The sequence below is a fragment of the Bacteroides sp. BFG-637 genome (genome assembly GCF_024793605.1).
In the GTDB taxonomy this organism is placed as follows: domain Bacteria; phylum Bacteroidota; class Bacteroidia; order Bacteroidales; family Bacteroidaceae; genus Bacteroides; species Bacteroides vicugnae.
The window spans coordinates 2,840,149-2,855,141 of sequence record NZ_JANUPD010000002.1 but is presented as its reverse complement, the minus strand read 5'-3'; the positions used below and the strand labels follow the sequence as shown (position 1 = coordinate 2,855,141).

Annotated in this window: 11 protein-coding genes and 1 pseudogene; all 12 read left to right on the top strand. The window is 44.3% G+C overall.

Annotation, left to right across the window (positions count from 1 at the left end):
* The first annotated feature begins 2 nt into the window (after nt 1-2).
* Nucleotides 3-1,194: pseudogene (locus NXX38_RS11080) on the top strand (beta-ketoacyl-[acyl-carrier-protein] synthase family protein).
* Between the two features lie 24 nt (nt 1,195-1,218).
* The gene (locus NXX38_RS11075) at nt 1,219-2,217 is read left to right on the top strand and encodes a beta-ketoacyl synthase chain length factor (protein WP_258979458.1); all 999 of its coding nucleotides are present in this window, start codon (nt 1,219-1,221) and stop codon (nt 2,215-2,217) included.
* On the top strand, nt 2,214-2,891 hold the full coding sequence (locus NXX38_RS11070) for a polysaccharide deacetylase family protein (protein ID WP_258979456.1): 678 nt from the start codon (nt 2,214-2,216) through the stop codon (nt 2,889-2,891). The genes NXX38_RS11075 and NXX38_RS11070 overlap by 4 nt, the downstream gene beginning before the upstream one ends.
* A gap of 12 nt (nt 2,892-2,903) precedes the next feature.
* The gene (locus NXX38_RS11065; RefSeq protein ID WP_004323602.1) at nt 2,904-3,539 is read left to right on the top strand and encodes an outer membrane lipoprotein carrier protein LolA; all 636 of its coding nucleotides are present in this window, start codon (nt 2,904-2,906) and stop codon (nt 3,537-3,539) included.
* Nucleotides 3,514-4,092 carry a hypothetical protein gene (locus tag NXX38_RS11060; RefSeq protein ID WP_258979455.1) on the top strand — a complete coding sequence of 193 codons (579 nt, stop codon included), beginning with the start codon at nt 3,514-3,516 and terminating at the stop codon, nt 4,090-4,092. Before NXX38_RS11065 ends, NXX38_RS11060 begins: the two co-directional genes overlap by 26 nt.
* Before the next feature lie 3 nt (nt 4,093-4,095).
* Entirely contained in the window at nt 4,096-4,560 is a 465-nt protein-coding gene (locus tag NXX38_RS11055; RefSeq protein WP_148366514.1) for a 3-hydroxylacyl-ACP dehydratase, read from the top strand.
* Nucleotides 4,557-5,747 (top strand): DUF2062 domain-containing protein, encoded by a 1,191-nt coding sequence (locus tag NXX38_RS11050; protein ID WP_258979454.1) that lies wholly within the window; start codon nt 4,557-4,559, stop codon nt 5,745-5,747. The genes NXX38_RS11055 and NXX38_RS11050 overlap by 4 nt, the downstream gene beginning before the upstream one ends.
* The gene (locus tag NXX38_RS11045; protein WP_258979453.1) at nt 5,744-9,601 is read left to right on the top strand and encodes a trifunctional MMPL family transporter/lysophospholipid acyltransferase/class I SAM-dependent methyltransferase; all 3,858 of its coding nucleotides are present in this window, start codon (nt 5,744-5,746) and stop codon (nt 9,599-9,601) included. The genes NXX38_RS11050 and NXX38_RS11045 overlap by 4 nt, the downstream gene beginning before the upstream one ends.
* A gap of 1 nt (nt 9,602) precedes the next feature.
* Nucleotides 9,603-11,093 (top strand): NAD(P)/FAD-dependent oxidoreductase, encoded by a 1,491-nt coding sequence (locus tag NXX38_RS11040; RefSeq protein ID WP_258979452.1) that lies wholly within the window; start codon nt 9,603-9,605, stop codon nt 11,091-11,093.
* Nucleotides 11,086-12,822, top strand: coding sequence for a C45 family peptidase (locus NXX38_RS11035; protein ID WP_148366518.1), 1,737 nt, complete (start codon nt 11,086-11,088; stop codon nt 12,820-12,822). Before NXX38_RS11040 ends, NXX38_RS11035 begins: the two co-directional genes overlap by 8 nt.
* Entirely contained in the window at nt 12,806-14,101 is a 1,296-nt protein-coding gene (locus NXX38_RS11030) for a phenylacetate--CoA ligase family protein (RefSeq protein ID WP_004324722.1), read from the top strand. Before NXX38_RS11035 ends, NXX38_RS11030 begins: the two co-directional genes overlap by 17 nt.
* Nucleotides 14,102-14,157: 56 nt before the next feature.
* On the top strand, nt 14,158-14,727 hold the full coding sequence (locus NXX38_RS11025) for a hypothetical protein (RefSeq protein WP_258979451.1): 570 nt from the start codon (nt 14,158-14,160) through the stop codon (nt 14,725-14,727).
* The last annotated feature ends 266 nt before the right edge of the window (nt 14,728-14,993 follow it).

Below are 14,993 nucleotides of genomic sequence, written 5' to 3'. Positions count from 1 at the left end.
CGATGAAGATATACGTCACCGGATTGGGAGTTGTTTCGGGCATCGGTATCGGAGTTTCCGAAAATATAGAAGCGTTGAGACAAAGAAAGCATGGCATCGGAAAAGTAACTCTTTTTCCGACGGCTCTCGATGTGCCCGTATCCGAAGTGAAACGTAGCAATGAGGAACTAAAGAAACTGATCTCTTTACCTCCGCAACGCACTGTATCACGTACGGCCTTGTTGGGAATGATAGCAGCCGAAGAAGCAATGAAAGATGCGGGACTCACACCACCATTACGTATCGGTTTTATTTCCGCCACTTCCGTTGGCGGCATGGATTTGAGCGAGCACTTCTATGAATCTTTCAAGAAAAAACTGGGACAAGGGACGGTTACGGGAAGTAATTTCACACGACTGCGGAGCCAGTACAGAATTGATTGCTTCGTATTTGGGTATCAATGATTTTATAACCACCATCAGTACAGCCTGTTCGTCAGCAGCCAATGCCATCATGCTGGGAGCAAGAATGATTAAACATGGGCTACTGGATGCCGCTATCGTGGGAGGCACAGATGCACTTTGCCGGTTTACGCTCAATGGATTCACCTCCCTGATGATTTTGGACAAAACACATTGCCGTCCTTTTGACCGCTCACGTACCGGATTAAATCTGGGAGAAGGTGCCGGTTACTTAGTGCTTCAATCGGAAAGTTCACTTCAAAGAACTCCTTATTGCGAACTTAGCGGTTACGCCAATACAAATGAGGCTTATCATCAAACAGGAAGTTCTCCTGAAGGGGACGGTGCCTTTCTGTCAATGAGTGAAGCTATCGCCTCCAGTGGCATTTCTCCCAAAGAAATCGATTATATCAATGTACATGGAACAGGTACTCCCGGCAATGATGCGTCAGAAGGTATGGCACTCCGAAGAATCTTTGGAGAACATGTTCCGCCATTTAGTTCGGTAAAAGCTTTTATCGGACATACCTTAGGAGCTTCCGAAGGAATTGAAGCTGTTTACTCCGTTCTTTCAATAGATAAAGGGCTGATCTATCCCAACCTGAACTTTACGGATGCGATGCCGGAAACAGGACTGATACCGGAAACCTCTTTTCAAGAAGGAATCCCCATCCGACATGTGTTATCCAACTCTTTCGGTTTCGGAGGAAACGATTCATCGCTCCTCTTTTCCGCAACGAATTTTCCAGCATGAACGCACCTTTAAGTATTTAAGCCTATGCAGCCAGTTTATATTCAACGCATCGCTTCCATTCATCCGCCAAAGGATCATTCACCAGAAAATAATCACCCTTATCTTCAGGCTTGCGAACCCGATTATAAGGATATTATCACCAATGCGACCTTGCGCAGACGTATGAGCCGTATCGTAAAAATGGGGGTGGCCTGCGGATTGGAATGTATGGGTGAACTATCTCCTGAAAAGATACAAGGAATCATCACAGCGACAGGATTGGGCTGCCTGACAGATACGGAAAAATTCCTGAACAACCTATTGGATAATGAAGAGCGGATGCTGAATCCTACTCCTTTCATCCAGTCGACATTCAATACAATCGGTGCACAAATAGCTCTGATTCATCAAATACATGCCTACAACATGACTTATGTCCACCGTGGACTTAGTTTTGAAAGTGCTTTATTGGACGCTATGATGAAAATAGGAGAAGGAAGTGAGAATATACTTGTGGGAGCCATCGATGAAATGACAGAAACCAGTTACACGATTCAGCAACGGCTGGGAATGCTGAAAGGGATAGCAGCCGGAGAAGGTGCTCAATTCTTCCTGTTAAGTCGGGAAGCCGGAGAGCATCCGTTGGCTGAAATACAGGGAATCGAAACTTTCATCGGGAAACAGACTATAGAAGAAATCAGCTCCCGAATCATCCGTTTTTTGCAACGAAATGGTTTAGAATGTCAGGATATTCAGTGGTTGGTTACCGGGAAAAACAAGAAGCAACACAATCAAGATGACTCTCACGAGCAAACTGTCGACAATGGCAACTCTATTTATGAAGAGCTTGAAACAAACCTTTTCCCGGAAAGTGTTCATCTTAGTTTTAAGAATGAATGTGGTGAATATCCTACCGCAACATCGTATGCGGTATGGAAAGCAGTGAACGAATCGGCCAACTGCACTACCTCGACCCATATATTGATTTACAATCATCACCACTCCATCAATCATTCATTGATTCTAATCCGGAAAAGCGTATGATAATCGTTTGCCTCCTTCTTTGCTTGCTCTTGCTCCTGTCTTTTCTCGTTTATGCCTCTTATAGCATTCAATCGGGAATTTACCTCCGGTCATTTTGCAAAAAGCATACTGCGGAAAAGATTGTCGCCCTGACTTTTGATGACGGCCCCGACTCCATACAGACTCCCAAAGTTCTTCAGGTACTAAAAGAATATCAGGTAACCGCCTGTTTCTTCTGTATCGGTCATAAGGTAAAAGGGAATGAAGCAATCTTGCAAAAAATGGTGGCAGAAGGTCATCTGATTGGAAATCATTCGTATACCCATTCCGGTTTATTCCCGCTATACGGGCTCTCCAAGATGAAAAAAGACTTGCAAACTTGTCAGTGTGAACTAGAACGAGTAACTTCGCAGCCGGTTAGTTTGTTTCGTCCGCCGTTCGGTGTCACTAATCCAACGATTGCGAAAGCCGTTCGACAGTTAGGATATACCTCTATAGGATGGAGCATCCGTACACTGGATACACAACAAGCACCGGATAAAATCCTTGCCAAGATTCGGAAACGTCTTGAACCGGGAGCCATTATTCTGTTGCACGACCGGATGCCGGACAGCGACCAGCTAGTGAAACAAATCTTGGATTTGCTGAAAGAACAAGGATATACCGTTGTCCATCCAGACAAACTATTGGCATAAAATAAAAAAGGTATGAGAACTTTATTAATATATTTATCGCTTTTCTTCTTGTCAATAGCCTCTATCCATGCCCAGAGCATGAAAAAGATGGCGCAAAAGACAGAGTTTGAAAGCCGCCTGGCAAAGGAGGCGCAAACCGTAGAGTCCATCGAAAGCGATTTTACCCAAGTGAAATATCTCGATGTATTCGATGAGAAAGTTACTTCCAAAGGGAAGTTCTACTACCAGAAGACCCATAAAATCTGCATGGAATATTTCCGCCCGATGGATTATCTCATCGTGATAAACGGCAGTAAGCTCAAAATCGTTTCGGATGGCAAGAAAAGTATCATGAACCTTAGTTCGAACAAAATGATGGCACAGATGCAGGATATGCTGACCGCATGTATGATAGGCGACCTGTCTAAAATGTCGTCCAACTACCTGCTAGAGTATTTTGAAGACGCACGATACTATCTGGTTAAAATAAAACCGACCAACAAAGCGGTACAAGCCTATATTGCCGGTATAGAAATCTATCTGGACAAGAAAGATATGTCGGTACACAAACTCCGTCTGTCCGAAACAGCCACAAACTATACAGAATACGAATTCTATAATAAAAAGTTCAACTCCCTGAAAAATGAGACGAAGTTTGCGATTCGTTAGTCTGACGGCTCTGCTATTCTTATGGATACAGATCCAGACTTCCTGCTCTCCACGGATGAGCGGGGAAGGAAGTACCGTGCCCCCCGCTATCGAACTAACACAAGGAGAAAGCTCGCAAAAATACAATATCCAACTGGATTTCATGAAACATCACATGAGCGGTATGCTAATAGTACGCCGTATGCCTGATAACGAAATCCGGATCGTAGCGTCTACCTACTTCGGACTAAGCCTTTTCGATTTTTCTCTTCGCAACGATCAGTTTACTGTCAACAGCTGCATTGAACCCATGAAAAAGGAAAAGGTGCTGAAACTTCTGGAGATGGATTTCAGACGTCTGTTCTTAAGTGGGAAAGATATTCGTGTGAAAGCGACCAAAGACAGTGCTACTGAAAAAAGGACCAGTGGAAAAGGCTTTGGAAAGTCAGTGCTCTATATCACCGGAAATACTCCGGGTGACCCCACACAAGTAAAAATCAAACATCCGTGGATACGGTTAATAATCTGTCTGGATAAACTGTCCAACCCGGATAAACTACCTAAAGAGATTTAATATATGCTACTTGATAACTTCTATACCATCCTTTCCTCCGAATCATCGGACTCAACTATCTGGACTATCCAGATAGAGTTGAATCCCAAACACCCTATTTACCAGGGACATTTTCCCGGGCATCCGGTAGTTCCCGGAGTTTGTCTGTTACAACTTATCAAGGAATGTATAGAAGACATTCGCCAGCAAAAGTTGCAAATAGCACAAGTGTCTTCCTGCAAGTTTCTTTCGGCTATCAATCCTATAGAAACACCGCACATTTCGGTGGCACTGACTTTTAAAGAGATAGAAGAAGGTACACTTCAATTGCAGGCGGAGGGGAGTGTAAAAGAAGGAGCTGTGAAAGAGAACATTGTAAAAGAAAGCAGTATAAAGGACAGCAGTATAGAAGAGAACTGTGCAGAAGGGCATACCGTAAAGAGCGAATGTTTCATTAAACTAAAAGCTGCACTTACCCCGAAAGCATGAAAGAACAAATAAGTACAGCCTATTGGCACGAGAAGTTGAACCAATTAGGGATCATCGTTATCATCCCAAGTTACAACAATGGAAAGACACTGGCGGACGTCATAGAAAGTGTACGTTTCTACGCCCCCGATATCCTTGTTGTCAACGACGGTTCTACAGATGAAACTGCCGGAATACTTAGCCGGGAATCTAACTTACATACCATCACCCACCCTGTCAATCAAGGAAAAGGAGTAGCTTTGAGACATGGACTATCCTTTGCCAAAAAGCAAGGATTTCGGTATGCAATCACCATTGATTCTGACGGACAGCATTTCGCTTCGGATATTCCCGCATTGATCGAAGCCATAGAAAAGGAACCGGACACATTATTGGTAGGTGCCCGTAACCTCGCCTCGGACAATATGCCGGGAAAGAATACATTTGCCAATAAGTTTTCCAACTTCTGGTTTACCCTCGAAACAGGTATCAAACTGCAAGATACACAATCCGGCTACCGCCTGTACCCCATCCAACGAATGAATGTAGACAAGTGGTATTACACCGCCAAATACGAATTTGAGTTGGAAGCACTTGTCTTTGCAGCCTGGGGCGGCATTACCGTTAAAAACATTCCGGTACATGTTTATTATCCGCCACAGGAAGAGCGGGTTTCTCATTTCCGACCGTTCCGTGATTTCACCCGTATCAGTATCCTGAATACAATATTGGTACTCGTCACTTTCCTTTGGATCATCCCCCGAAACTTCTTCCGTAAACTGACCTGGAAGAACTGCAAGCAGTTTTTCTCGGGTCATGTCACCCACTCCCCCGAATCTAATCTGCGGATCACGGCTGCCATCACACTCGGCGTATTCATGGGTATCGTTCCGGTATGGGGATATCAAATGCTAATCACGTTATTTCTGGCACATTTGTTCAGACTGAATAAAGTCATAGCTATTGTAGCAGCCAATATCAGCATCCCTCCTATGATTCCATTTTTGCTGTACGGCAGTTACGTAACCGGTTGCAAAATGCTGGGAGATCCTGTCAATCTGCATTTAAACGAACTTTCTTTTGAAAATGTAAAATCAGTCATAGAGCAATATTTAATAGGAAGTGTTATCTTTGCAGTCGTATGCAGCATACTGGCAGGAACCATCGCGTTCATTCTGCTCACGGCGTGTAGGAAAAAAAAGATATGACCCAGTTTTTTATCGGACTATATGATTATTTCGAGAGGCACAAGATTCTGTTCTATTTGTCACTCATCAGTTGTGTCCTGTTAATGGGATTCTTTGCCCTGCAAGTAAGGTTCGAAGAGAACATCACACAATTTTTCCCCGACACTAAAGATTCCCGGAACACAATCAAAGTATTCGACAATCTCAAGATTAAGGATAAGATTATCATTATGTTATCCTCGGCAGATACCTGCCACCGCGTAGAACCCGACTCCCTGATAGAAGCAGCCGGACAACTACAACAAACCCTGACTGAAAAAGCCGGAGGAAAACTGATTAAAGGAATTTTCGCACAGGTAGACCAAAGCCTCATCCAAGGAGCCACAGACTTCGTTTATGAACATCTTCCGCTTTTCCTGACAGATACGGACTATCAACGCTTCGATTCCTTACTGACGGATAAAGGGATACAAGCTACCATGCAGAAGAATTATACCAACCTCCTCTCTCCTGCCGGAATTGCATTAAGAAGCTATATTCTCCGGGATCCGCTCGGACTGGGAAGTGAAGCCCTGAAACATTTGCAAGATTTCCAGTTGGAAGCCAACTACGAGATTTATGACGAACATATCTTCTCCAAAGACGGTTCCACCTTACTTATGTTCATTACCCCGGTATTCAGTACAGGAAGTACCGGAAAGAACGACGAACTGATAAAGATACTCGAAGAAGAGCTCAAGCACGTACAGGGAGCATCTCCTACCATTCGAGCTGAATATTTCGGCGGTCCCTCCGTGGGAGTCTACAACGCCCGTCAGATTAAGAAAGATACCATCCTGACTTCCTCCCTGGCACTGCTTATCATCATTGTATTTATCTCACTCGTTTTTAAACGAAAGAGATCGATACCGTTGATTATTACTCCGGTACTGTTCGGAGGATTATTCGCCCTGTTTCTCATTTTCTTTATTAAAGGAAGTATCTCCGCCATTGCAGTGGGAGCCGGTTCGGCAGTGATGGGTATTGCACTAAGCTATTCCATTCACATGCTGGCACATCAGAACCATGTTTCCACCGTGCAACAACTTATTAAAGAGATAGCCTATCCGCTTACGGTAGGTAGTTTCACCACCATCGGCGCATTTCTGGGATTGATATTCACCAGTTCCGATCTGTTACGCGACTTCGGTTTGTTTGCCTCTCTGGCATTGGTGGGCACTACCCTCTTCTGCCTCATTTACCTGCCTCATTTTCTGAAAGGACAGGCAGACGTCAAACAGGGACGCATACTACGCATCATCGAGAAAATAAACGCTTATTCTTACGAAAAGAATAAATGGCTGGTAGGCGGCATCCTACTCATTACAGTGATCTGTTTGTTTACTTCGCAAAAGGTAGGCTTCAACAACGATATGATGAGTCTCAACTATGAGCCCCGCCATCTCCAACAATCGGAAGAAAAAATCCTGCAACTCTTCGACACTGACGAAAAGACCGTGCTTTTTGTCAGTGTGGGCAAAGACATGAATCAGGCTACCGAAACTTATGCAACGACCAATCAGAAGTTATCGGCACTGAAAGAGCAGGGACTCATCAAAGAGTATGCCTCCGCCTCACAGTTTCTGATCTCTCCGCAAGAACAGCAGAAACGCCTGAAGAAATGGAAAGATTACTGGACGGATGAAAAGCAGCAGCAAGTTCGTGAACAGTTGGAAACAGCTGCTGCCGAATATCGTTTCCGTCCGGGAAGCTTTGATTCTTTTTATCAATGGATGAACCAACCTTTCGGTGAATATCATTACACCGCGCAAGGAGACGATTTATCCGGCAAGCTATTGAATGAATGGCAAACCTCTGCCGATTCCATCACCATGCTTATCAGCCAGATACGGATCAGCGAACCGAATAAGGAAGCTGTGTACCAGAACTTTAATAAAGATCCGAATGTAGTCATCTTCGACCGTTCCTACTTTGCCAACAAATGGGTATCGGCCATCAATGACGACTTTTACCTGATTCTGTACATCTCTTCTTTCCTGATATTCTTTGCACTATGGTTCTCCTACGGACGTATCGAACTTACCTTGATGAGTTTTCTCCCGATGCTAATCAGCTGGGTAATCATCTTGGGATTGATGGGAATTCTGGGAATTGAGTTCAATATTATCAACATCATCCTGTCCACCTTTATCTTTGGCATTGGAGATGACTTCAGTATCTTCATTATGGACGGACTACAAAACAAATACCGTACAGGTCAGAAGGTGTTGAATTCACATAAAACAGCCATCTTCTTCTCCGCCTTCACCACAGTGGTCGGTATGGGAGCACTTGTGTTTGCCAAACACCCGGCTTTGCAATCCATTTCACTGATTTCCATTCTGGGTATGATAGCAGTGGTACTGGTGGCCTATACTATTCAGCCACTCATTTTCCGATTCTTCATCGCAGGCCCTGCTTCCAAAGGATTGCCGCCTTATACGCTTATCGGATTGATACGTACCGTGTTGCTCTTCCTGCTTTTCTTTATCGGCTGCATCGTCCTCCGTATATTGATTATCCTGCTTTATCCGGTGCCTGTGCGCAAAAGCAGCAAGCAGCGTTTGGTGTGCCGCCTGATACAAATCACCTGCAAAGGAATTTTGCTACTGGCCACCGCCGTCAAAAAAGAACATATCAACAAAGCCAACGAACGCTTCCGGCATCCGGCAATTATCATTGCCAACCACCAGTCATTCATCGACATTCTGGTATTGCTGTCTCTTTCGTCTAAAATCCTGATGGTAACCAATCATTGGGTATGGCACTCTCCTTTCTTCGGAGCCATCATTCGTTATGTCGACTTCTATTATATAGGCGAAGGATACGAGCAATATATGGAACGGATGCGGAAAAAAGTGAAGGAGGGCTACTCCATCGCCATTTTCCCGGAAGGCACACGTACCTATAACGGAAAGATGAAACGTTTCCACAAAGGAGCATTCTATCTGGCAGAAGCATTGAAACTGGATATTCTCCCGATCCTGCTTTACGGTAATAACAAAATCATTGCCAAAGCACAACCTTTCAATATCCGGAAAGGAATCATCTATACGGAAATACTTCCCCGTATACCATTAGACGACCTGTCTTTCGGAAGTACTTATCAGGAGCGTACCAAACGCATATCCGCTTACATGAAAGAGGTTTATGCCCGTATCTGCCGTGAACAGAACACGACGGACAATCCGGCGTTCTACGAAGCTCTTATCCAGAACTATATCTATAAAGGTCCCGTCGTAGAATGGTATATCCGTATCAAAGTAAAGATGGAAAAGAATTACCGGCTATTCAACCGGTTGATTCCCGTCCAAGGGCAAATCACAGACATCGGTTGCGGCTTCGGCCCGTTATGCTATATGCTGTCTCTGCTTTCCGAGGACCGGGAAATCCTGGGTATTGATTACGATGAAGACAAGATAGCGCTGGCGCAGCACGGATGGTTACGCAACGAGCATCTCCAGTTCAAGCATGGCAATGCATTGGAATATCCCCTGCCGGAAAGTGATGTCTTTATCCTGAACGACATGCTTCACTATATGAGCTACGAACATCAACAAACCCTATTGTTGAAATGTGCCGGTCGCTTACGTTCAGAAGGAATGATTATCATACGCGACGGAAATTCAGCCAACGCTTCCAAGCACCGGTTAACCCGGTTCACGGAATTACTATCCACCCGTATTTTCAACTTTAACCGGACGGTCGGAGAATTACACTTCACCACCGAAACTCAACTACGGGAAATAGCAGTCGCCTGTGGAATGGATGTCGAAATCATTCCTAATGACAAATATACATCGAACACTATTTACATATTCAGAAAACCGGACTAGTATGAGCAAATATGATATCATCATTATCGGCAGTGGCCTTGGCGGACTGGAATGCGGAGCGATTCTTAGCAAAGAGGGATTCAACGTATGCATAGTAGAAAAAAATGCGCAATTCGGTGGATGCTTCCAGACTTACCAACGAAAAGGGCATTTGTTGGATACGGGTATTCATTATGTAGGAAGCCTGGATGAGGGTCAAGTGATGAACCAGTATTTCCGCTATTTCGGTATCATGGACAAGCTGAAAATTAAACGCTTGGACGATGCTGCTTTTGATACGATCTACTATAAAGGAAAAACATACGATTATGCAATGGGATACCCGCAGTTTATTGAAACCATCTGCCGGTCCTTCCCGCATGAGAAAGAAAACTTGAAATGCTATGCCGAACAGCTTCAGGCTGTCGGAAACCTGATTAGCGTAGACCATCTGAAACAAGGCACACTCGCTTTAGAGGGTATGAAATACTTTTGTACCTCTGCCGCCCACCTGATTGCGGATATCACTCCGGACCCCGCCTTACGAAATGTACTGGCAGGTTCAGCTTTACTCTACGGAGGTTTGAAAGATGTCTCCACTTTCTACCAGCATGCCATGATTAACCACTCTTATATTGAAGGGGCCTACCGTTTTGTAGACGGAAGTATGCAAGTCAGTCTGGAGCTAATCAATGTAATCCGGGCAAACGGAGGGACCGTGCTCAATAACAGTGAAGCCACCCGCATCATCGTTGAAAACGAAAAGGTACAGGGGGTTATCATCAACGGAGAAGAGCGACTGGAAAGCGACTTCGTCATCTCCAATATGCATCCCCAACGGACATTGGAGATACTGGATAAAAACCGTAGCATCAAGAATGCCTATATTTCCCGCATCCGTTCGCTGGAAAACACCTACGGCATCTTTACGCTCTACCTGGTAATGAAGAAAAAAAGCACTCCCTATCAGAACCGCAACCTGTATCTGCATGCGAACAATAAAGTGTGGTATGATAAACTGCTCTATCCGGGACGGACCACCAACTGTATGATTTCCATGCAAGCGTCTTCCGAGGACAGTCAATATGCCAGTGTCATTTCCATCCTGACACCGATGTATATAGATGAACTGTCTGCCTGGAAGGACACGACTCCCGAACATCGGGGAGAAGACTACCAATCCTTCAAAAAGGAGAAAGCAGAGCAGATTCTCCGCTTCATCCGGGGACATGGCATTGATCTTTCAGAAAACATAGAAGAGATGTATACCACTACTCCATTAAGCTATCGGGACTATACAGGAACAGTGGATGGTTCCGCGTATGGGATTATCAAAGATTATAAATGCCCGCAAATTGGCTTCGTATCTACAAGAAGCCGCTTGGGAAATCTCTTTCTCACCGGGCAAAACCTGAATGTGCATGGTGCATTAGGGGTAACACTAACTGCCATGCTGACTTGTGCGGAGTTTGTAGGACAAGAATATCTGGCTAAAAAAGTAGGAAATGCATAGAATAGTCAAAAAAACAATCAAGTACGCAGGTTACATTTTCTTGTTACTCATCATCGGATTGATAGTCGGCATCAGCTACCTCTACTTTTCTGCGGATATGATGCAACCCAAGCATGAGCCCATGATACCCTTGAGGGAAATGCCTTATGCAGACACTATCATCATGGCTCCGGCAGAGGTTATCTACAACGACACTCTTGACCTCCGGTTTTATGCCGACAACTTCCTGCGTCACAGCGAAAGCGGGCTGTGGGAATTGTTCGTTAGAGGGGATGCTCTTGAAAGGGGGGATGCCATCGGCAAACTGTCTGCCGATCTGCTCCATCATCAGGAGAAAGTATTTATCGACCAGATTCGCGAAATTATTCCTTCGGACAGTTATCTGAAATTTCTGCGGTTCTTCATTGTACTATTCAACCGTAATCTGGGTGCGAATGTCCCTGAAGAATATCGAGAAGAGATTTATGGAATATCGCAATCGTGTACCCATGAATACGATTTTATCGGCACTCCTTACGAACGCCAATTAAATTATCATTCGGCACATGATCTGGGACATGCCATGCAAGATTATATGTTAGTGGGATGCAGTTCATTCGCTGTTTGGGGAACACAAAGTGCAGATTCATCCCTGCTCATCGGACGTAATTTTGATTTCTACGTAGGAGATGCTTTTGCAGAAAACAAGCAAGTTGCTTTCTATGCACCGGAGAAGGGCTATAAGTTTGCTTCCGTCGGATGGCCCGGCATGATAGGTGTACTGTCCGGTATGAATGAAGCAGGGCTCACCGTCACGATTAATGCAGCAAAATCCGCTGTCCCCACAGGCTCCGCCACCCCTATTTCCATCCTGACCAGAGAAATCCTGCAATACGCATCAACGATTGAAGAAGCCTTTGCCATCGCCGAAAAGCGGAAAACATTCGTCTCCGAATCTATATTGATAGGTTCTGCCAAAGACGGAAAAGCCGCCATTATCGAGAAATCGCCCGAGAAGACCGTACTTTTCACCGGTAAAGAGCCCGACCGCCTCATCTGCACCAATCACTATCAATCGGAAGCATTCAGCGAGGACGAACGGAATCTCGAGAATATCCGTACTTCCGACAGCCCTTATCGTTTTGCCCGATTGGAGGAACTCATCAACGAGAATCAGCCTCTGGACACCAAGGCAGCCGCCTCTATCCTGCGCAATCGCAAAGGTCTGCAAGATATCGATTTGGGACTGGCCAACGAAATGGCTGTCAACCAGTTTATAGCCCATCACTCCGTTATCTTCCAACCGGAAAAGCGGTTGATGTGGGTTTCCACCTCTCCTTGGCAATGTGGAAAGTATGTAGCTTACGACTTGAACAAGGTATTCAAAGACTACATCCTGCTGAAACAAGAAATATTCATCCCGGAATTAACTATTCCGGCAGATAAATTCATCGACACACCGGAGTTCCAGCATCTTCTCACTTATAAGAAACTGACTCCGCTTTTATTGAAGAAAATCAGAAAAAAGGAAAAGATAGAGGAATCTGTTTTAAAAACATACCAAGCCTCCAATCCTTCCTTATACTATGTATATGAAGTAATAGGAGATTACTACGAGGCCATGCAACAACCTCACCAAGCTATTGCATACTGGCAACAGGCATTGAAGAGACCTATTCCCAAGTTGCAAGAGAAAGAACGTATCCAGCAAAAAATTCAAAAACAATCCAAAGATGGAAAAGAATCCTGAAATTCAGTTCCGCTCACCGGAAGATATCAAAAGCTATCAGGAAGAACAGTTAGCCAAAGCGTTAGCCTACCTGCAAGCACATTCCAAGTTCTATCAACAGATGTTTGCCGAACATCACATTGATATCAATCAAATAAAGACGATTGAAGACTTGCAACAGATCCCCGTCACTACCAAGACGGACTTGCAACTCCATAACGATGATTTCATCTGCGTAGACAAAGAGGAAATTATCGACTATGTGACGACTTCGGGCACATTGGGAGATCCGGTCACTTTCGTTCTCACCTCTGAAGACCTGGACCGTCTCTCTTACAACGAATACCTATCTTTCACCACCACCGGATGCACCAAGCAGGATATTCTTCAATTGATGACTACCATCGACCGCCGTTTCATGGCAGGCTTGGCTTATTATATGGGAGCCCGCGAACTGGGTATGGGAGTGATCCGTGTAGGCAACGGCATCCCGGAACTGCAATGGGACACGATTCGACGGATACATCCGACTTGTGGAATGGTGGTCCCCTCTTTCCTTATCAAACTGATAGAGTTTGCCGAGAAGAATCATATCGACCATAATACCTGTTCCATGCAGAAGTGCATCTGTATCGGAGAAGCATTGCGCAATCAGGAATTCCAGTTGAATACGCTCGGACAGAAGATACACGATAAATGGCCTGCCTTGCAGTTGTATTCCACTTATGCCTCCACCGAAATGCAGTCGTCCTTTACCGAGTGTAATGAATTCCACGGAGGACATTTGCAACCGGAACTTATCATTGTAGAGTTTCTGGATGATAATAATCGTCCTGTGGAAGAGGGAGAAGCAGGGGAAGTAACGATCACGACGCTCGGAGTCAAAGGTATGCCGTTGCTCCGTTTCAAAACAGGCGATATTTGCTACCACCACACCGAACCCTGTGGTTGCGGGAGAAATACCATCCGCCTAAGCTCCATCCTCGGCCGGAAAGGACAAATGATTAAATACAAAGGAACAACGTTATATCCGCCTGCATTATTCGACATTCTGGATAATATACCTTCGGTAAAAAACTATATCATTGAAGTTTATACCAATGAATTGGGAACGGATGAGATTCTGATTCGTATCGGAAGCGAGAACCGTAGCGAAGCCTTTGCCAAAGAGATTAAAGATCTGTTCCGTTCGAAAGTCAGAGTGGCGCCAAGCATCAATTTTGAATCGGCAGAGTACATTGCCAAGATACAAATGCCTCCAATGAGTCGAAAAACGATAAAATTCATTGATTTACGATAATTATTTTCTACTTTTGGAAGTTAGTAACCAACTATATCACTTTAACATTAACGTATATGAAAAAACTTATTCTATTCTTATTCTTGAGCACGAGTCTGTTCTGTTTCGGACAAGGCAAGAGTGCATTGAAAGACATTCAGTCTATTAAGTTCTATGGGGTAGACTACTCCCAAGTGAAGATTTTCGGTGCAGATGAATCACCGGTACAATTCAAAGATGCTTTCAGACGCATCAATGAGCTGTTCATCACAGAAGCTAAGAAGTATAACATAGGAAAACAATTAAAAAAAGAGGTGACAGAGATTTCACTGGATGCAGTTAATCAGGTGAACGAAAACATCGATCTGTCCGAGCTAATGACTGCTAAAAGAGAATATACTCTTAGTAAAGAGCAAATCAAAGCAGCCATCAACGCATTGCCTATCCAGAAAACACCCGGAGTAGGTATGGTGTTTATCGCACAGTTCCTGGACAAATCAAACAATAGAGGTACGTATGAAGTCGTATTCTTCAATACCGAAACAAAGGAAATCATTGAAGAATGGATCACCGACGGCAAGGCACGTGGTTTCGGATTGCGCAACTATTGGGCAGGCTCTATCTATAGCGCACTCAAGAAACTATAAACAATAAAAATACAAGTATGAGGTTATATGGAGTAGGTATTAGATTCGGATTTGAATTCTAAGTCTGTTTGCAATACAGATAAATTTCTTGCCCTACTATTGCTTTTCACTAATTAATTTTGTATCTTTAGTAATTTTCATCCTTTTGGAGATAGCTAGTCACCTTATAGAATGATAAATGTCACCTTATAAGGTGACATTCGTCTTTTTACAAAGTGCCCATTGTCCCGTTATAACGGGACGACTACCCGACTGCACAAAAAGTC

Coding starts and splice junctions, on each gene's coding strand:
- NXX38_RS11070 (WP_258979456.1), top strand. CDS start 2,214: ATGATAATCGTTTGCCTCCTTCTTTGCTTGCTCTTGCTCCTGTCTTTT.
- NXX38_RS11055 (WP_148366514.1), top strand. CDS start 4,096: ATGCTACTTGATAACTTCTATACCATCCTTTCCTCCGAATCATCGGAC.
- NXX38_RS11045 (WP_258979453.1), top strand. CDS start 5,744: ATGACCCAGTTTTTTATCGGACTATATGATTATTTCGAGAGGCACAAG.
- NXX38_RS11050 (WP_258979454.1), top strand. CDS start 4,557: ATGAAAGAACAAATAAGTACAGCCTATTGGCACGAGAAGTTGAACCAA.
- NXX38_RS11075 (WP_258979458.1), top strand. CDS start 1,219: ATGCAGCCAGTTTATATTCAACGCATCGCTTCCATTCATCCGCCAAAG.
- NXX38_RS11040 (WP_258979452.1), top strand. CDS start 9,603: ATGAGCAAATATGATATCATCATTATCGGCAGTGGCCTTGGCGGACTG.
- NXX38_RS11035 (WP_148366518.1), top strand. CDS start 11,086: ATGCATAGAATAGTCAAAAAAACAATCAAGTACGCAGGTTACATTTTC.
- NXX38_RS11025 (WP_258979451.1), top strand. CDS start 14,158: ATGAAAAAACTTATTCTATTCTTATTCTTGAGCACGAGTCTGTTCTGT.
- NXX38_RS11060 (WP_258979455.1), top strand. CDS start 3,514: ATGAGACGAAGTTTGCGATTCGTTAGTCTGACGGCTCTGCTATTCTTA.
- NXX38_RS11030 (WP_004324722.1), top strand. CDS start 12,806: ATGGAAAAGAATCCTGAAATTCAGTTCCGCTCACCGGAAGATATCAAA.
- NXX38_RS11065 (WP_004323602.1), top strand. CDS start 2,904: ATGAGAACTTTATTAATATATTTATCGCTTTTCTTCTTGTCAATAGCC.